The organism is Terriglobia bacterium, assembly GCA_036496425.1.
Classification (GTDB): Bacteria; Acidobacteriota; Terriglobia; order 20CM-2-55-15; family 20CM-2-55-15; genus 20CM-2-55-15.
Genome location: DASXLG010000068.1, coordinates 28,815 through 46,538, shown reverse-complemented (window position 1 = coordinate 46,538; position 17,724 = coordinate 28,815). Strand labels below are relative to the sequence as shown.

Below are 17,724 nucleotides of genomic sequence, written 5' to 3'. Positions count from 1 at the left end.
CCCCTGATACAGGGGGAGAGCCGCCGAAGGCGGCAGGGGGTCGCTCGCACACCATCGTGAAATCGAGTTTTTGCCCAATGCCCTATTTCGGGCCGAAAAGCGTCAGCCAGTGCCCGTCCGGATCCGTAAACGTTGCGGCCCAGGAATCGCCCGTAACCGGCCGCGGTTCATTGATAAACGTGCAGCCCCGGTCGGTCAGTTCCTTATGTTTGGCCGTGACGCTTTCCGCCGCGATGACCAACTCCATGGCACCCGTGAGCGGGGCATTCGGCCTCCGCAACCCGCCCTTCAGCATCAGATTAATGGCACCCGCGCCGAAGAACGCAAACTGTTCCATCTGCCCCTGAAGGTCAAATCCGGCCTTTTCCCGGTAAAAAGCAACAGACCGGGCGACATCGCTAACGCCCAATGTAACCAGTGTGATTTTTGACATGTCTCAGTATAATGCGCACATGAAACGCAGAGAATTTCTCTCCACTGTGGCTGGCGCCAGCCTTGTTGCGGCGTCTCCGATCACGTTATCCGCCCAGGCCCCGGCAGCAACTGCCAGGCGTGGCCGTCTCAAGCAGAGCGTTATGAGTTCCGTCTGGGGTACCTCGAAACTGTCGTTTGAAGAACGCTGCAAAACGCTCGCTCGCATCGGCTTCAAGGGCGTGGATCTTCCGACGGCCCAGCAGATCTCGATCCTGCGGGATAACGGCTTGACGCCGGCGCTGATGACCGGCTCGGGGACGAATTTTCAGAATGGTCTGATCCGCAAAGAGATGCACGACCAGTTCGAAGCGGAGTTCCATAAAGGTATCGATTTGTGCGCCCAGGTCGGATGCCCGACCCTCATCGCGATTCCCGGTGAACGCCGCGGCATGTCCGCCGAAGAAGGCGCCGACAACGCCGTCGCGATTTTCAACCGCGTCAAGGGCTACGCCGAGCAGAAGAACGTCACTCTCTGCATGGAGATCACCAACGCCAAAGTCGCGGCGGATCAGCGCACCGACCAGATCTTCAACCACCTGGCCTGGGGGCTGGATGTTTGCAAAAAGGTGAATTCGCCGCGCGTGAAGATTCTGTTCGATTGCTACCACGTTCAGATCGCCGACGGCGACCTGACGCGCAACATCAAAGACAATTTCGACAAGATCTGCCACTTCCACGTCGCCGGCGTGCCCAGCCGCAACGAGATTGACGACAACCAGGAAGTCAACTACCGGTTCGTAGCGAACGCGATCGCGGATCTCGGATACAGCGGATTCATCGCCCATGAATTCAGGCCCACTGCCGGCCGCGATCCGATCAAGAGCCTGGAAGCCTGTTTCGAAATCCTGAACGTCTAGGCCCGATGAAAAAAGTAACGATATACACCGACGGCGGATGCTCCCCGAATCCCGGCCCCGGCGGTTACGGAATTGTTCTCGTTTACGGGGAACAACGCAGGGAATTCTCCGGCGGATTTCGTCACACAACAAATAATCGAATGGAACTCACCGCCGCGATTCAAGGATTACGGGCACTGAAGGAACCTTGCGACGTCACGCTGTTCAGCGACTCTCAATACGTCGTCAACGGAATCAGCAAGGGATGGGCCCGGCGGTGGAAATCGAAAGGCTGGATTCTCAGCAACAAACGCCCCGCCGAAAACGTCGATCTGTGGGAAGACCTGCTGAAGCTTTGCGACAACCACGCCGTGAAGTTCGAATGGATCCGCGGTCACAACGGCCATGCGGAGAACGAATGCTGCGATCGCCTCGCCGGCGAAGCGCTACGCGGGCAGGGCCTTCCGATCGACTCCATCTTTGAAAAAGGGAAGTAACCACAAGAATATTGGATCATTGCATCATTGGCGTAATAGATTACTTCCCCGCCGGCGCCCAAGGCATATTGCCGATTTCTTTGATGAAGCGCGCAAGCGCCCGCTCGAAGGGTTTCCCGTTTATCGATTCCTGGATGTGATCGGGCAGTTCCGTCCATGCAAATGGGACGACGACATGAGGTCGATAGCTATATAGAAGTCGGAGCTGCCGATCGTAGTAATCGAGATCACTGCTGGGTGGAGTGCCCGTTTGCAAAGGCATCGAGGGGTTATATTCCAGTACAGCCCAGTTGCGGCTTCTTTTGGCAAGCTGGGAGAATAGCAAGGGCGTGGCCGTTCTCAGGTGCCGTTTGCCGTCGAAGATGTTATAGGCCGTCACTCCGGAGCCGCCGAAGGGCGCGATGAATCCGCTTTCAGCCGGACTTGCGGAGGTGCGGAGCCGGATGTTGTCCGGCTGCTCGAACAGGTAGTCCGCCGGAATCTGGTGCGAATAATAACGGTCGGACGGAATCTTGAAGCCCGACGGGCTCGCCGCCGTCGTCACCCACTGCGCGAAGTCGCGAACATAATTGCTGACCATCTGTCGGCGGAACGCGATCCACGCTTTCCAGAAAGGATCGCCAGGGTTTGCCGAGCGCGGAGCATCGAATCCGCCGGCTTTGAAGTATGGAGCCGATATCGGCAGCTTGCTCGAAAGCGCGACATACGCTGCAAACGATATCGGACCGCTGTCGTTGAAATACTTCAGGTCCCAGGTTGTAAAGTGTTGCCGATAGTCGCTGTTGAGCGTGTGGCCATTGTGGTCGTCGTCGGTATCGGGCGTGTGATCGCCCGCATACTTGGGAAATCGGAGCGAATCCCTGAACTCCGCGACAGCAAAAGGACTGTAATCCGTGTACAGAACGTCGGTGGTGTTTTGCCCGACGGCGCCCTCTCCGAGATTCCGTTCCCAGCTCAGTTCCACTTCGCCATCGCCGCTGACGCTGACCAGCGTAGCGGGCGCCGCTTCCATCACACCCGCAAGATGGCTTGCCACGATGCGAACGCTTTCTTCCATCCGGCTGTGGAGCTCGCGCGCGTAGCGTGATGGAGTCAACCAGACGGAACGCGGGACAACTTCAGGATTGGTCAGCTCTGCCGGGCGGCCGATCCAGCCGTCCGCGAACCATTGCGCGTTGCGGACGTCCTGCCGGATCGCGGCCTCCCGCAATCCGTTCCAGCCGTGAAAGAAACCGGTCGTGAGGGCCACATGTGTGATCAGGCCGTTCTTCAAGGCTCGTTGCACCACAAGATCGGTTTCTCGGAGGGTCGGCGCGAGAATCGATTTGTCGATCGCTTGCCGGAGGTCGGGTTCGGCGTTGTATTCGAGAGACAGAAACGCGGAAAACCCAAGCAGCACGTGCGGCGCCTGGCCAAGATCGCGGCGTAATCGCTGGGCCTCGGCGGCAAACTTCTGATCCGAGACCTTCGCGTATTCGATGTACAGCGGCGCGATGACGATCGAGTCGCTATAGGATGCGCCGGGCGCCTGCGCCAACACCGGAACCAGCGCAAGGACCAACGCAACGACGATGAGCGCGGGACGCATGGACGACAGTATACGTGAGCTGTTAATCGTACTGCGTCGCGAGGACCCTGGCCTACAGGCCAAGCCGTTTAATCCGCGGGTTCAACCAGGGCCGCCACCGACCCGCGGCTGTTCGGCATGCGCCAGTCCGGGCCGTAGGCGTGAACCTGGTCCCGCTTCTGTTCGGCTTCCTCGAGGTTTGTGGTGAGGACGATCGCGCTGCCGGTCGTATCGGCTTCGGCGGTGCGTGCCATCGCCGTGCCGTAAGGCATGTTGAAAACGGCCTGCAGCATTTCGATAACGTAGTCGAAGCTGTGCTCGTCATCATTGAGAATGATGACGTGGTACATCTTGCCAAGTTCGTCTTTTGTCGTGTTCTCGAGTTCGGTATCTAGCGCTTCGCGGCCCATTTCCATTATTTTACTCATCGAGCATGAACGTTCTTGTATTTACAGTGTGGCCGGTTGAATTTTGGCGGGTTCCCGAGTCGCAGATCCGGCGTCTGCGGGAACGGTTTCCGGAATTCACGTTTACACATGCGCTGACCGACAACGACGCAGCAGAGGCGATTCAAACGGCAGACGTGGCTCTGGCTTCCCGGTTGTCGGCCGCGATGGTCGAGCGGGCGCCGCGATTGCGATGGGTTCATTCGACTGCCGCGGCGGTCGGTATCCTGCCGCTGCAGGAACTGGCCGCGCGTCGAATCGCCGTGAGCAACTCCCGAGGGATTCAGGCTGCGCCGATTGCGGAGCACGTGATGGGCGGCCTCCTTCTGCTTTCGCGCCGCTTCAATCTCATGTTGGAAGCCCAGCGTGAGCGCCGCTGGATTCAGAATGAGCTTTCGAGCGCCGCCTGGCCGTGGAGCTTGAAAGGCCGCAAGATGACGATCCTTGGCTTCGGCACCATCGGTCAGGAAGTGGCGCGACGGGCCCACGCCTTCGGCATGAGTGTGACGGGAATCCGCAGGCGTCTCGATCAGCCGGTCCCGCCGTTCGTGGATCGGATCGTGAGTGGAAAGCAACTGGACGAAGCTTTGCGCGGCTCGGATGTCCTGGTTATCTCGGCCCCATTCATTCGAGAGACGGACCGGATGATCCGGGCGGAACATCTCGCGCTGATGAATCCGGGCGCCATACTTATAAATGTGGCGCGGGCGAAGATCGTCGATGAATCCGCTATGATGACGGCCCTCCAGAGCGGCCGTCTCGGCGGCGCCGTCTTGGATGTTTTTGAGCGCGAGCCGCTGGATGCGGCCAGTCCGTTGTGGGACCTGCCTAACGTCATCGTTTCGCCGCATTCCTCTGGCCTCCGCCCGGACCACTGGGATGAGGTCATTGCTCTTTTCAGCGAGAATCTTCTGCGTTTTCAACGTGGTGAGCCGTTGGTGAATGAAGTGGATTGTAACGCTGGATATTGAAGTGGTAGTTGAGTTCCGCCCGCAGGTTCCTCTTTGGGGCACAGATTAAAAGTAGGTAAATCTCCCGGGTCATTAGTCCTACACGCATCTCGGAGGATGCTCGATACCCGATAAAACGTGAGGTGTTCATATTCAAATCTCATTGGAGGTGCGATTTGAACCGACTGTTTGTGGGCAACATACCTTTTAGCAAAACCGAGCAGGCGTTAGGCGAGTGGTTTGTTTCACAAGGATTCAGGACACGGTCTGTGGAGATTATCCAGGACCGCGCAACCAACAAACCACGCGGATTTGGTTTCGTCGAGCTCGAAGAAGACGGGCTTGCAGAGATGGCCGTACGGTCATTGAATGGAAGGGAATTCGCGGGCCGCGTCTTGACCATCAGTTGGGCTACCCCCGTTCGCCAAACGGCCTGAATGTGGCGTAGCGTGCCAAACGCCGAGTGCCGCGAGGCCACAAGTGGAATGAGCGTAACCGCTGATCTGTCTGCGGATTTTCAGATCCGCCTGAGATCAGCGGTTGCGGCTCCTCCTTTTCCTGGTATCCCGCGTGCTCGTTTCAGGCTTTATGTGGAAGCGGTTGGCGGCAATCGTTGGAGGTAGCGCGCTTACTCTGATGGGCTGGGCGTTTGCCGGCGTCATTGGATATCCAATCGAAGCGGATTCCATGCCGCAAATGCTCGCGAACGCGAGCGGCAAAACGCAGTTATTTTTGAGCGAGCTGTTGTCGCGCATGATGGCTCACCGCAAGTGGCAGGATACGTCGCTTAGGGAGTATCAGGCTCACCGGCTCTTCCATGCCACAAACACACGTTTCAATATCGACTCCACTCTCGAGGTCGAGACGACATTTCGTTCGCCTGGTCCGATGCAGTCGATCGTCGTCCGCCAGGACGGCTCCGCCTTCATTCGTGAGCACGTGTTCGAAAAGATTCTGCTGGCCGAGTCCGAGCTTTCTTCGAACGATCAAGCCGACCTTATCCCCCGGAACTATCAATTCACGCTGATCGGCTCCGACGCCTGCGACGGGCGTCCGTGCTGGCACATGTCTGTGAAACCGCGGCGCCCCGACAAGTTTCTGATCGAAGGCGATGTCTGGCTGGATGCCGAAGATTACGCTGTGAGCAGAGTTCACGGCATTCCTTCCAAACACGTCTCGATGTGGATTTCTCACGCCGAAGTCGACTGGCACTTCCGGCGCCTGAACGACGCCGGCGTTTGGTTGACGGATAAGGTCGAGTCTTCCAGCGATGTACGGCTGTTCGGAACCGTGGTGATGCAGATCCGCTACGACTACAACACCGTCGGTGTGGTCACCGTTGCCAAGTCCGGGCTGTAACGTTATTTCGGCTTCGACGTTGAAAAGACGAAGGGCCTCGCCCAAAGATCCCCGAGGTTGACGGTGAGCATGAACTTCTTTTTCTTCGGCGGATCGAAGTAAATCAGACCATCCTTTACGCTTCTCGGCGGAAGCGTGCCGCTCAGGAGAGCGTACCGGGCGACGTCCTCTTTGATCTGCTCCGCCGTTACCTTGTTGCCGGCTTTCCCGAACGAAATCCCTTTTAAGGTTTTACTCGCGATCGTAGGTTCTGTCGTGGCCACGCCTGCCATGATGCGGTTGAATGCTTCATCCGCAGTGAGAGGTGTGTAGGTTTTCCCCGTGTCATCGGTGCTGATGAATTTGCTGACGTCCAGCTTGAGCGGATTATCGGACTCGTTTTCGACTTTCAGCCACAACACCACCAGCCGCGTTTTCGTGCCCGGAATAAACCACGCCTTATCCATCGAGGGGTAACCGAACGTCAGCTTGTATTCGAACGATCTCTCGACAACGAACGCGTAGTGATCCTCCGTCAGCAGGGCCGGAGGATCGGAATTCGGCGGGATCGGATAGACGGTTTCCTGGGCCACTGTTGATATGCTTGTGGCCACAACGAAGAACACGAACACGATGGCGATAAATATTTTGGGCTTCATAGGTCGCACGAAGATTTTAGGCATAAAATGCCCCAAACGGATGTCAAAAGAATGCTGAATGGAATTGTTTCCTCTTTGATGGCCTCAACAACGCTGAGCGTTCTGTTTCTTGTACCGCAGTCTTCGCTGCAGCCCCGGCCGGCCACCGCGCCCGCCGTGGATGAGTTGATCTCGAAGGGATTCCCCCTCGGGCGCGAAATGACCCGAGCCGAGGCCGAAAAAGTCCTGGGGAAGCCGGTTTCCGTTTCAGAGAATCAGGTGAAAGGCCACCGCCTGACGACGCTCCGTTTTGCCGGCCTCGTCGTCGAATTACGTCAGGACACGGACGGCAGCCATAGCGTGATTTCCAGCATCGAACTCAGTGACAATCGTTGGCAGTTCCCCGCAAAATTACGGATCGGCAGCACTCGCGACGACATGCTCCGGCTTCTGGGCAAGCCGGATATCGATCGTCCCGCGGAATCCGTCTACGGGTGTTACGAGTGCGTGTACGACGACAAAATCCATGTCATGTTCGATGGCAACAAGATCAAGAGCATGAAGTGGGATTTTTATCTGGACTGAGTAAACCCCGCCTGGATTACGAATCCGTTCCTGTCTCCACCATATTGATTTACCGGCCGGCGATAGCCTCCGCTGACGATCATTCGCGGGACCACCTCGACACGAAATCCGAGCGTCAGGTCTACCGGATCCGCTGCGCCGAATGTTGTATTGGACGTGTGTTCTCCGATTAAGACCTCGGCTGTGGCTTCACCCACGAACTGAATTCGGCCGGTCCTTGGAACGTTCCAACCGAAGCCCAGTGGCGCCTCATCCGCGAGTTGAACCACGCTGTTGTGGACCGGCTGGTCGATATGCCGATATCCGAAATTCCAATACAAACCGGCGGCATCAGCCAGACGCCTGCTGAGAATGCCGTCGAAGCCGAACTGCAAGTCGGCGGTTCCGGCCGGGTGAGTCAGCAGGTAGTCGATGCCTTTGCGGATCGGAATATCCAGATGCGCATGCACCGCCAAGCCGAGCGGCGCGCCCGTGGCTTCAGAAAGCAGTCTCCACTTTCCGCCTGCTGTTATTTGGCCGACGCCGCTGCCTTCCCGCACGAAACCGGCAAACGGCAGCAGATCGTAGTATCCCGCCGCGCCCGTGAGCGGACCCTGCGTTGTTGCAGGTGAACGCAATTGCGGCATGCGGCTGCTTCCAGCGGCGCGTTCATTTGGAAGAGGCGGCGATCCAGGTGTCTGATCGCCGAAGAGGCCAAGCGCCTGCTGGCCAAAACTCAGTTGATCCTGCCGTCCGGCCAGGACGTGCTTGTTCACTTCGAATGCGGCTCCGGCTTCGAAGTTTCGTCCGATGCCCACCGCCGCCGAAAAACCGGTCGTGCTGATGGTCAGATCGCCGGGATTGCGATTGATTCGGTCGTACCAGGTTCCGAACGCTGCCTTGCCGGACGGCAGTGTGTCCGTCGTGAGGACCTTCCATAGCCCGGTGTTGCCGAGGATTCCCACCGTTTCCTGGGCGGATGCCACGGAGGGGAAAAGAAGGAATACAAGAAGCGCAAGACGCACGGAATTTGTTATACCATCACCCGCCGGACAAGGAGTTTTCCATGCAGGGCCGCCGGGTTTTCATTCATATTATTTTTCGGTAATCGGCGGAAACAATGGAAGACATTTGTTTTTTACTTCCGTGAAGACAACCATCTCTTCGAAAGGGCAAATCGTCCTGCCGGCTGAATACCGGCAGCAGGATGATGTTCAGGCGGGCCAGGAATTCGAAGTAGAGCGGCTGGACCGCGGGGAGTACAGGCTCGTGCGAACCACTCCAGTACCCAACGAGGGAATCGTGGATTGGCTCCTGGCATGTCCAGGAAAGGGCTTCTTTGTCGCGATCGAGTCCGAGACCACCGGTTCCCTGTGAAGTACCTTGTGGACAGCGATATCCTGGCGAACCGACAAAGCGCTCGCCGAACCGCGCGATAGCCCAAGCCGCGCAATGAATTTGCGCAATTATCCCAAGGCTCGGAAAGAATCGAGTAGGCGGTCCTCCCGCATACGCTGCAGTGAACTCTAAAAACAAGTCTCTTGACCCTCATCTGTATACTGTGTTATCTGAGCATACAGTATGAATCTGCAATTGAATCCCGCTTCGGGCGTACCGCTTTATCTCCAGTTGATGGAGCAGGTGAAGCATGCCATCGACACCGGCACGATACGGGCCGGAGAGCAGCTTCCGAGTGTCCGTCAGATGGCGGAAGACTTGTTGATCAATCCCAATACCGTCGCCCGGGCTTATCGGGAGCTGGAGCACGAGGGGATCATCGATCTGAAGCACGGTTCGGGCGCTTTCATTCAGGATTCGATGGTCGCCCGCGCGAAGCTCATGCAAAAGGCCCAAGGTGTGGTGGACTCCGCGATGGACCGGCTTGAATCCTTCCACCTCACTGAAGAGGAAATCCGCCGCCTGGTGGAGAACGCGCTGGGGTTCCGGCGGGCGCGCAAGCCGACCGGGAGGAAACGTGCCTGAATATCCGGTGTCGATTACAAATTTGTCCCGCAAGTTCGGAGCGAAGCCGGCCTTGAATCAGGTTTCATTCGATGTGCCTCGCGGCAGCGTGTTCGGCCTGGTCGGCGAAAACGGGGCAGGAAAGACGACTCTAATCAAGCACATTCTTGGTTTGCTTCGAGCGGAACACGGTACCGTGCGGGTGTTCGGCATGAATCCGGTGGCGGAACCCGTGCGAGTGCTCGGAAGCATTGGTTATCTGTCGGAGCAGCCGGACCTGCCCGATTGGATGCGCGTCGACGAGTTCGTCCGCTATATCCGGGCGTTTTATCCCAAATGGGATGACGGATACGCGGAAGAACTGCGCCGGCAATTCGGCCTCGATCCGGCTTCCCGTGTCCGGACGCTTTCGAAAGGCCAGCGCGCGAAACTCGGATTGCTTGCCGCTCAGGCCCATCGTCCCGACCTGCTTCTGTTGGACGAGCCGAGTTCCGGTCTGGATCCGATTGTCCGCAGCGACATTCTGGCGGCGATCATCCGCACCGTCAGCGATGAGGGCCGCACGGTGTTTTTCTCATCGCACTTACTTGAAGAAATCGAGCGGGTGTCCGACCACGTTGCGATGCTGCATCAGGGAAAGCTCGTTTTGTGCGGACGGCTCGACGATGTGAAAGCGCAGCACCACCGCATCGCGCTTCGTTTCGATAGGCAGCAGGCCGAACCGCCGGCCGTGCCGGGCGCGTGGAGCGTCACGGGAGCCGGCAGAGAATGGACGATCATCTGCGATCCGGCGCGCGTCGCACATCTCGGCGCGACCATCGTCGATGACGAAGCCGCTTCGTTGAACGAAATCTTCGTGGCGCATGCGGGCGTGCCCTTGCCGGCAACCGTGGCGGCGCTGCAGGGCTGAAAATCATGCGCTCACCGCTGACGGCATTGGCATGGGAAATCTGGCGGAAAAACCGCGGCTGGGCCTGGCTGATCATTGGGATGATTCTGTTCGGCCGGATCTGGATGGCTGTTGTTCCGAACGTGTATGTAAACGGCGGGGTCCCGACGCTGCTTTTCCTGATCTCCCACCTGTTTGTCTTCGGGCTACTCAACTACACCGAAACGAACCCGCAACGGCAAGCGGCCGGTTTTCCGGAGCGGCTGTATACATTGCCGGTTTCGTCGGCCGTATTGGTCGCCGTCCCGACGGTTTTCGCAGTCGTCTCGATTCTGCTGGTCCGCTTCGCATGGACCTCCTTCAATGGTTTCGAAGTGAACGGCTTCAATACCATGAAGCTCATTACGTTCGTGGTGCTGTATCAAGGCATACTCTGGGTTCTCGATTCATTCGGCGTGATGCGGATTGTCGTTCTCGGTATCGTGGCGATCTGGCTGATTGCTTTTGGGTTTCCTCTGGTGCCCGAGGCCAATGCTCAGGCACTCGAAAACGTTCGGATTGCCGAACTCCTGCTTGTAATGACCGCTGCTTTACTTGTTTCGTGGGGACACGTTGCTCGCCGGAGATCCAGGGCCGCCAACGCCGGTGAACTTCGGGAAAGAGAAGTGTTCGCGCGCCGATTTTCGGACCGGCGGCAGCGCCGGTCCACGCCTTTCGATTCGCCCGCGGCGGCTCAATTCTGGTTCGAATGGAGAAGGTCCGGCCGTGTGTTGCCGTTTTATGTAGGCCTGCTGCTCCTGCTCGTATTCGGGCCGATTGCGATCTACGCAGGCCGTGAGGCGGAGAGCACCTTGCGGATTCTGGCCGCGGCTCTGGCAATGCCGATCCTTCTGGCCCTCCCGATCGGAAAAGGATTTTCCAAACCCGACTTCTGGTCCAAAGACATGACGCTTACGTCTTTCCTGGCCGTGCGCCCGCTGACTACCCATGATCTGGTGATGATCAAGGCCAAAGTAGCCGCATGCAGCGCGTTAATTTCCTGGCTCCTGGTCTTCGTCTTTCTTTCGATCTGGATTCCTGCCGGGGCAAACATCGAGTCGTTGAAGCAGCTTCGGGTTCGTATATACGCGATAGCGGGGTCCGAATATTCCGGATCTGTAATTCTGGTCCTTTCGGTCGCTGCTGGATTGTTCCTCACGTGGAGATTTCTGGTGGACGGGCTTTGGCTGGGCCTCTGGGGCAACCGAATGTTTTATGCCTCGTCGGCGATACCTTATGCGGTATTGCCGGTCGTCGGGCTCATCGGTCTGGCCGTGATCGGACAGAATAAACAGTCTCTGTTCGCATGGATCTTCCAGAAACGCGAAGACGTTCTGACGGCCGGGTTGTGGATCGCCGTCGCAGCCCTGATCGTTAAATTCGGTTTGTCTGTTGTGGCCTGGCGCGGCGTGCCGGCGAAACAGCTCCGGCAATACCTGATCGTCTGGATTTGCGGCACGTGTTGCCTGATCGCCCTCGCCATCCTGATATGGAACGGGCTTCGGCCGCTGCTGCCTCCCGACGTGAATCGTCTTCGGCTTCTGCTGATTCTTGTCGCTGTTTCCACTATGCCGTTAGGCCGGCTGGGCCTGGCCTCGATGACGCTGGCCAGAAACCGGCATCGTTAGTCGGGAGATCTTCATGAAATTCATCATCGTTATGGTCGCTGCCGCAATTTCTGCGTTGTCGCAAACGGCCGCTCCAGCGAGGCCATCGTTTGAGATCGCATCCATCAAAGGCAATTCCACCGCGCGGCCACATGTTGGTGACGAGCCAGGCGGACGATTCGTCGCGACCGGCGTGCCGCTCACCGTCCTGATCGGATACGCCTATCCTGGAACGCGAGTCGACTTTTCGGCGAAGCCAGCCTGGGCCGATACGGACCTCTGGGACATCGAAGCAAAAGCTCCCGAAGGTTCTGTGCCGCCGCGAACAAAACTGCCGGATTTCACTAAACCGGACACGATCAATCTGATGGTCCAATCCCTGCTGGAGGACCGGTTCCAGATGAAGGTCCATCGAGAGATCCGCGAGGTGCCCATGTATGAGGTCACAGTTGCGAAGGGTGGACTGAAGATGAAGCTGTCCGAGGATCAAACGCCGCCTGCGCCTGGCGACGGACCGCCGCGCCCCGGAACTGCTCCCCGCGGAGGTATGCGAATGGCGCGAGGCGATTTTCAAGGCGCAGCGGTTTCGATGGAAAACGCCGTTTTGACGATTGGTCAGCTCGCGGGCAGACGGGCGATCGATAAAACCGGACTGCCGGGACTCTATGACTTCCATCTCCAGTGGACTCCCGACGTATTCAGCACTCCACTGCCGTTTGAACCGCGCGGCAATGCAGCGCCACCGCCTCCTCCGCCGGGCGATCCCGCCGGCCCTTCGCTCATCACTGCGATCGAGGAACAGCTCGGTTTGAAATTACAGTCCACGAAAGGGCCGGTGGAGATGCTCATCATCGACAGCCTTCAGAAACCTTCTGCAAACTGACTTTGCATGGGGGATGGAGGCACACTCCCTTCCCCCTGCAATGGTCAAACGGATCTAAGTGGCGATCCGCGTGACGGAGTCACTCCAGTCGGAATAACCGGCCTTCGTGACGGCACGAACCTGAAAAACGTAGGTCGTGCCCGGGATCAACCCGGCTACCAGCGCCGGCGGACGAGTGTTGCCCACCGGCTGCTCGATCCAGGTGCCGAGCGTTCCGCCCGCCGCGGCCGGAGCCCAGCGCAATACATAACTGAACGCGGCGGCCTGGGCCACGAGCGTCACCAGAATCTGGCCGCTGTTGCCGCCCGGAACGATCTTCCGGAAGGCTGCAGACAGCGGCACAGCCGGAGTACGCGTCGAAGAGACCGCGTTGTATCCGCTCTTCAGAAAGATCGTTATCTCGTCCTTGCAGTTCGCCTCGGCGTACTGTCCGATTTGACGCAAGGACTTGATGACAACGGCTTTCTGATGTTCCCGTTCGGCAATGGCTTTCTTGCCGCCGTCGAGCGCCGCCGAAATGCCGGCCGACAGTGCGTCGGCTTGCGATTTCAGTGTCGCCTGATCGATGGGCGGATTCGGGTAGTCGTCCGTATCCGTGAAAATCCCACCGAGGACCGCGTTCACACGCGCCAGAACATCCTTGGCTGAGTTTTTCTTGAAACCCAGCGTGGCTTTGATCGGTGTCGTCTGTGTCATAGCTTTCTCCTTTCTGCGGGCCGCAGCCCGCGATTGAATTCCAACGAACGGCATCCTAAGGGCACGGGCCGTACCAATCGCCCGTTCGAATGCCAGTCCTTGAAAATCAGCAACTTGCAAATGTCGACAAGAAGAGGCCCGGCGAAAAACGCAACCTATAGGTTGCGGTGCGCAACTTACAGGTTGCGGTCGCTCTGCTGTAGGCGCGATTTCGCTGCTGTGCAGGAAATGCCGGAGCAACACTGCTGAGTCCTTACCAGGACTGCTCCCGCCGGAATAGCACTGCTAAATCGTTTCCAACGCTGTTCCGGCGGGAGCAGTGCTGCTCACGCCTTTCCAGGACTGCTCCCGCCGCAGCAGTGCTGCTCCATCGTTTGCAAGACTGCTCCCACCGGAGCAACACTGCTAAATTGTTTCCAGCGCTGGAAACACCACAGCAGGACTGCTTAATCGATTCCAAGACTGGAGTTCAGACAGCAGCGCCGCTGATTCAACTCCAACGCTGCAACCGAAACAGCAGCACTGTTAACCGAATTCCAGCCTTGGAAGCGCCGAAGCAGCACTGCTGAATCGATTCCAGCGCTGGAGTCGCCAGAGCAGCACTGCAGCCTGATCCCGCTCAAACGCGACTACGTCGTCGCACGGAATTTGTTATACCATCAGCCCGCCGGACAAGGAGCCTTCCATGCAAAGCCGCCGGGATTTCATCCAAGTTGCCGCTCGCGTGATGTGCGGAGCTGTCTTCGCGCAGGGCCTTGCACCCGTGCGGCGGCAGGTGTCGGTCGGCAGGAAGCGTGTCAAGGTGGTCGATATCCACGGCCACTTCATTGCGCCTGAAGAATTGAATCTCATCAAGGATACGAAACTCGCTCCCAATATCACCGACAACATGAACGGGCCGCTGGTGCTGGGACCTCAGCGGCTGCAGGTTCTCGATCAGCAAGGGATCGACATTCAGGTTCTCAGTCATCAAGGCGCGTGGTGGTACGAAACAGACCGCGAGCTGGCGCGGCGGATCATCCAAACTCAGAACGGGAGACTCTCCGACTGGTGCAAAGCACACTCCGAGCGCTTTGCCGGTCTGGCATCCGTCGCCTTACAGCATCCCGATATGGCGGCGGAGCAACTGGATGAAGCGGTCACGAAGCTTGGGCTGCGCGGCGTCGGTATCGGCGGCCACGTGGCGGGCGAGATTCCGTCGTCGCCAAAATACGATCCTTTCTGGACAAAGGTGCAGGAACTCGGAGTTCTGGTCTTCGTCCACCCTCAGAATGCCGCAAATATCGTCAAAGACCGCGCGCTGGGCGATTTCGGAAATGTCATCGGCAATCCGCTCGAGACCACGTACTTCCTCTCCCGCATGATTTTCGATGGCGCTCTCGATCGCTTTCCCCGCGTGAAGATCTGCGCCGCCCACGCCGGCGGATACCTGACTTCATATCTGGGCCGCACCGATGTCGCGTGTGACGTCCAGCTGCCGGGAACCGGCCGAACTCAGATCGCCAATTGCGGGAATAAAAGACACCTGCGGGAGTACTTCAAACAGCAGATTCTCGTGGATTCCATGATTTTCAGCGATGAAGGCTTGCGGCATCTGGTTGCGGAAGTCGGATCGAGCCAGATTGTCTACGGAACCGATGTTCCCTACAACTGGCCCGCGCCGGTCGACCTGATTCTCCAGGCCACATATCTGAAAGACACTGAAAAGGAAGCGATCCTCGGCGGAAACCTGATCAAGCTTTTGCGGCTGGCTGGTTAGAGAAGGAAGCAAACGGAGAAATTATTGCAAGTTGCATCATTCGAGGTTTTTTCATTTTAAATTTGAAATGCAGAAACCTCTAATGATCCAACTTCCAATAGAATAAACGGCACGGAGGCATCCTTATATGAAAGCGAGACTTTCTTTTATCGCCGGCAGCCTTTTTTTGCTTCCTGCGTTCCTTCTGGCCCACCACTCGGCCGCGGCCTACGAAACCTCGAAGCAGATCACGGTGACCGGCAACGTGACGGAGTTCCATTTTGTGAATCCTCATGTGCTGATCTACATGACTGCTAAAGATGAGAGTGGCACGGTGCGGAAGTGGCAGGGCGAATTGACCAGCCCGAATCGTCTGGTTCGTGTCGGCTGGAACAAGGACATCATGAAGTCCGGAGATGCCATTTCGCTGACCGGTTATCCGGCTAAAGACGGCGGCAATGCGATCCGCATTACGAAAGTCGTTCTGAAGGGACAACCGTTGCCGAGCGATCTCGAATAACGGTAATGGAGTTGAATATGCGTCAACGGGCCATCGGGTTTGTATTCGTCATTGCTGCGGCGGCAGCCAGCGCCTTCGCCGCCGAGCCGGACATGTCGGGAGTCTGGTTTATCCGGAGCACGCCGGCCACGCGATATCTCAGTTCGACGTTCATGGCGCAGATACCTCCGATGACGCCGTGGGCTGTTGAAAAAATGAAAGGCAACAAGCCGTCGTTCGGACCCGACGGCGTCGCGGATTCCAATGACCCCGTCAATCCCACGACGGGTGACACGATCGGATGCTTCCCTCCCGGCGTTCCGCGCATCTACCTTCACCCGTTTCCGATGGAAATCATTCAGACGCCGGGACGCATCCTGATGGTCTACGAGTTCAATCACTTTGTCCGCCAGATCTTCACCGACGGAAGAAAACACTCCACCGACCTGGGGCCGACATGGATGGGAGACTCGATCGGTAAATGGGAAGGCGATACGCTCGTGGCCGACACCATCGGCTTCAACGACAAGACCTGGCTCGATCGCGCCGGCCATCCCCACAGCGAAGACATGCATGTTGTCGAGCGTTTCCGCCGCGTCGATGCGAACACCTTGAAGATCAATCTCACGATCGAAGACCCGAAGGCCTACACCAAGCCGTGGACTTCCGAGCTGACCTTTCAGTTGCGCAAGGGCTGGAACATTACCGAATTGATCTGCGAGGACAACGGCACCTTTAACGACTTCCTCAAGACCGAAGAGAAACCGGCAAAGTAGAAATCGATGACCCGCCGCGAGCAGATGAAAACAATGTTCGGTCTCGCGGCGTCTTTGTATCTTCCTCAGTCCGGACGTTCCGTGGAACAGACGCTGGTGCCTCCACAGGGGATCGGACGCGGCATCCGCCACATTTCGTACAGCGACATCAGCGGCAGGCCGGACAGCGTGCAGATCATGCTGAACCGGAATCATCTGTATGTCGGGCACATGTTCAGCAACGGCCTGACGACTCTCGATGCGAGCGACCCACGGCATCTCAAGCCCGTCGGTTTTTTCACCGGCGGCGATTACACGCGTACCCACCATTTGCAGGTTGCGGAAGATCTCTTGCTGCTGGCGAACGGCGCCAATATTGTCGCCATGCAGTCGTACGACAATCTGCGCGGCTATTTTGAAAATGCGCTCGCGGACAGCATTACGAACCGGAAGAAATTCCGCTCCGGCTTGAGCATTCACAATATCTCTCGACCGCCTGCGATGAAGGAGATCGCCTTCCTGGAGATGCCCGGCCTCGGCATCAACAGACTGTGGTGGCCGGGAGGGCGTTACGCCTACGTCGCGGCACATTTCGACGGTTTCACGGATCACATCCTATGCATCGTGGATCTTCAGAACATCACGAAGCCGGAAATTGTTTCGCGCTGGTGGCTGCCGGGAATGAACCGGGCCGCGGGAGAGGCCTCGACGCTGGCGCCCGGAAAGCGTGTCGCGCTGCATCACATGCTGACCGCGGGGAACCGTGGCTACGGAGCCTGGCGCGACGGCGGGCTGACCGTGCACGATCTGACTGATAAGGCGAATCCGAAACTGCTCGGCCGGGTCAACTGGTCGCCGCCGTTTCCCGGGGGCACGCACACGGCGCTGCCGCTGCCGGGCCGCGACCTGGTCATCGTCGCGGATGAAGCCAATGCCGAGATGTGCGCCAAAGGACTGTTTTATACGTTCGTGGTGGACGTTCGCGCACCGGAAAATCCGGTTCCTATTGCCACGATGCCGACGCCTAAGGAACGAGACTTCTGCGCACTGGGCACCTTCGGCCCGCACAATCTTCATGAAAACCGCCCCGGCAGTTACCAAAGCGAGCAGACGATCTTTGCGACGTACAACAATGCCGGCGTTCGCGTCTTCGATATCAAGGATCAGTTCGCTCCGAAAGAGATCGCATCCTGGATCCCTCCGGCGCCGAAGAAGTTGATTGATCCCCGCCCGAATGTCGCCCTCGCCGCCAAAGCCGCGGATATATATGTCACGACCGACGGTTTAATCTACGTCAGCGACTGGAACGCCGGTCTGAATGTTTTGCAGTACGATGGTGGCTGAGC

21 protein-coding genes are annotated in these 17,724 nt (G+C 57.9%); 15 read left to right on the top strand and 6 right to left on the bottom strand.

The features are described from left to right. Positions 1 to 82: 82 nt before the first annotated feature. The gene (locus VGK48_04565; protein ID HEY2380435.1) at positions 83 to 433 is read right to left on the bottom strand and encodes a VOC family protein; all 351 of its coding nucleotides are present in this window, start codon (positions 431 to 433) and stop codon (positions 83 to 85) included. 19 nt (positions 434 to 452) lie between these two features. Between VGK48_04565 and VGK48_04560 the strand changes: the two genes are divergently transcribed. Together VGK48_04560 and rnhA are read left to right on the top strand one after the other, a co-directional pair. After that, positions 453 to 1,331, top strand: a complete 879-nt coding sequence (locus tag VGK48_04560; protein ID HEY2380434.1) for a TIM barrel protein — start codon at positions 453 to 455, stop codon at positions 1,329 to 1,331. Between the two features lie 5 nt (positions 1,332 to 1,336). Further along, positions 1,337 to 1,807, top strand: coding sequence for a ribonuclease HI (rnhA, locus tag VGK48_04555; protein HEY2380433.1), 471 nt, complete (start codon positions 1,337 to 1,339; stop codon positions 1,805 to 1,807). A gap of 40 nt (positions 1,808 to 1,847) precedes the next feature. Here the strand turns inward: rnhA and VGK48_04550 are convergent, their stop codons facing one another. Further along, entirely contained in the window at positions 1,848 to 3,395 is a 1,548-nt protein-coding gene (locus VGK48_04550; GenBank protein ID HEY2380432.1) for a hypothetical protein, read from the bottom strand. Positions 3,396 to 3,463: 68 nt separating this feature from the next. After that, a complete protein-coding gene (locus tag VGK48_04545; protein ID HEY2380431.1) occupies positions 3,464 to 3,802 on the bottom strand; it encodes an ATP-dependent Clp protease adaptor ClpS in 339 nt (112 codons plus the stop codon). A gap of 5 nt (positions 3,803 to 3,807) precedes the next feature. On the opposite strand from VGK48_04545, the gene VGK48_04540 reads away from it, so the two are divergent. The 3 genes from VGK48_04540 to VGK48_04530 all read left to right on the top strand — a co-directional run bounded on the left by VGK48_04540 (position 3,808) and on the right by VGK48_04530 (position 6,129). Further along, positions 3,808 to 4,791 carry a D-2-hydroxyacid dehydrogenase gene (locus VGK48_04540; protein ID HEY2380430.1) on the top strand — a complete coding sequence of 328 codons (984 nt, stop codon included), beginning with the start codon at positions 3,808 to 3,810 and terminating at the stop codon, positions 4,789 to 4,791. Positions 4,792 to 4,913: 122 nt separating this feature from the next. Continuing rightward, positions 4,914 to 5,207: an RNA-binding protein gene (locus VGK48_04535; protein HEY2380429.1), complete on the top strand. Its 294-nt coding sequence runs from the start codon at positions 4,914 to 4,916 to the stop codon at positions 5,205 to 5,207. 151 nt (positions 5,208 to 5,358) lie between these two features. Continuing rightward, a complete protein-coding gene (locus VGK48_04530; GenBank protein HEY2380428.1) occupies positions 5,359 to 6,129 on the top strand; it encodes a hypothetical protein in 771 nt (256 codons plus the stop codon). Between the two features lie 2 nt (positions 6,130 to 6,131). On the opposite strand, the gene VGK48_04525 is transcribed toward VGK48_04530, so the two are convergent. Next, positions 6,132 to 6,767, bottom strand: a complete 636-nt coding sequence (locus VGK48_04525) for a hypothetical protein (GenBank protein ID HEY2380427.1) — start codon at positions 6,765 to 6,767, stop codon at positions 6,132 to 6,134. Positions 6,768 to 6,818: 51 nt separating this feature from the next. On the opposite strand from VGK48_04525, the gene VGK48_04520 reads away from it, so the two are divergent. Further along, the gene (locus VGK48_04520; protein HEY2380426.1) at positions 6,819 to 7,331 is read left to right on the top strand and encodes a hypothetical protein; all 513 of its coding nucleotides are present in this window, start codon (positions 6,819 to 6,821) and stop codon (positions 7,329 to 7,331) included. Here the strand turns inward: VGK48_04520 and VGK48_04515 are convergent. Beyond that, positions 7,319 to 8,335 carry a hypothetical protein gene (locus VGK48_04515; GenBank protein HEY2380425.1) on the bottom strand — a complete coding sequence of 339 codons (1,017 nt, stop codon included), beginning with the start codon at positions 8,333 to 8,335 and terminating at the stop codon, positions 7,319 to 7,321. The two genes, VGK48_04520 and VGK48_04515, sit on opposite strands and share 13 nt — an antisense overlap. Positions 8,336 to 8,456: 121 nt before the next feature. Between VGK48_04515 and VGK48_04510 the strand changes: the two genes are divergently transcribed. The 5 genes from VGK48_04510 (at position 8,457) to VGK48_04490 (ending at position 12,690) form a co-directional block, all read left to right on the top strand. Beyond that, entirely contained in the window at positions 8,457 to 8,687 is a 231-nt protein-coding gene (locus tag VGK48_04510; protein ID HEY2380424.1) for an AbrB/MazE/SpoVT family DNA-binding domain-containing protein, read from the top strand. A gap of 204 nt (positions 8,688 to 8,891) precedes the next feature. Next, positions 8,892 to 9,293, top strand: coding sequence for a GntR family transcriptional regulator (locus VGK48_04505; GenBank protein HEY2380423.1), 402 nt, complete (start codon positions 8,892 to 8,894; stop codon positions 9,291 to 9,293). Next, complete coding sequence (locus VGK48_04500; protein ID HEY2380422.1) at positions 9,286 to 10,182, top strand: ABC transporter ATP-binding protein; 897 nt, start codon at positions 9,286 to 9,288, stop codon at positions 10,180 to 10,182. The genes VGK48_04505 and VGK48_04500 overlap by 8 nt, the downstream gene beginning before the upstream one ends. A gap of 5 nt (positions 10,183 to 10,187) precedes the next feature. Further along, positions 10,188 to 11,828: a hypothetical protein gene (locus tag VGK48_04495; GenBank protein ID HEY2380421.1), complete on the top strand. Its 1,641-nt coding sequence runs from the start codon at positions 10,188 to 10,190 to the stop codon at positions 11,826 to 11,828. A gap of 13 nt (positions 11,829 to 11,841) precedes the next feature. Then, positions 11,842 to 12,690 (top strand): TIGR03435 family protein, encoded by an 849-nt coding sequence (locus VGK48_04490; GenBank protein HEY2380420.1) that lies wholly within the window; start codon positions 11,842 to 11,844, stop codon positions 12,688 to 12,690. A gap of 54 nt (positions 12,691 to 12,744) precedes the next feature. Here VGK48_04490 and VGK48_04485 read toward each other — a convergent pair whose 3' ends face one another. Beyond that, on the bottom strand, positions 12,745 to 13,386 hold the full coding sequence (locus VGK48_04485) for a fibronectin type III domain-containing protein (protein HEY2380419.1): 642 nt from the start codon (positions 13,384 to 13,386) through the stop codon (positions 12,745 to 12,747). 685 nt (positions 13,387 to 14,071) lie between these two features. On the opposite strand from VGK48_04485, the gene VGK48_04480 reads away from it, so the two are divergent. The 4 genes from VGK48_04480 to VGK48_04465 all read left to right on the top strand — a co-directional run bounded on the left by VGK48_04480 (position 14,072) and on the right by VGK48_04465 (position 17,722). Next, positions 14,072 to 15,145: an amidohydrolase family protein gene (locus VGK48_04480; protein HEY2380418.1), complete on the top strand. Its 1,074-nt coding sequence runs from the start codon at positions 14,072 to 14,074 to the stop codon at positions 15,143 to 15,145. A 127-nt stretch (positions 15,146 to 15,272) separates the two neighbouring features. Next, positions 15,273 to 15,644 carry a DUF6152 family protein gene (locus tag VGK48_04475; protein HEY2380417.1) on the top strand — a complete coding sequence of 124 codons (372 nt, stop codon included), beginning with the start codon at positions 15,273 to 15,275 and terminating at the stop codon, positions 15,642 to 15,644. 17 nt (positions 15,645 to 15,661) lie between these two features. Then, positions 15,662 to 16,399, top strand: coding sequence for a hypothetical protein (locus VGK48_04470; protein HEY2380416.1), 738 nt, complete (start codon positions 15,662 to 15,664; stop codon positions 16,397 to 16,399). A gap of 6 nt (positions 16,400 to 16,405) precedes the next feature. Beyond that, positions 16,406 to 17,722 carry a hypothetical protein gene (locus VGK48_04465; protein HEY2380415.1) on the top strand — a complete coding sequence of 439 codons (1,317 nt, stop codon included), beginning with the start codon at positions 16,406 to 16,408 and terminating at the stop codon, positions 17,720 to 17,722. Positions 17,723 to 17,724 lie beyond the last annotated feature (2 nt).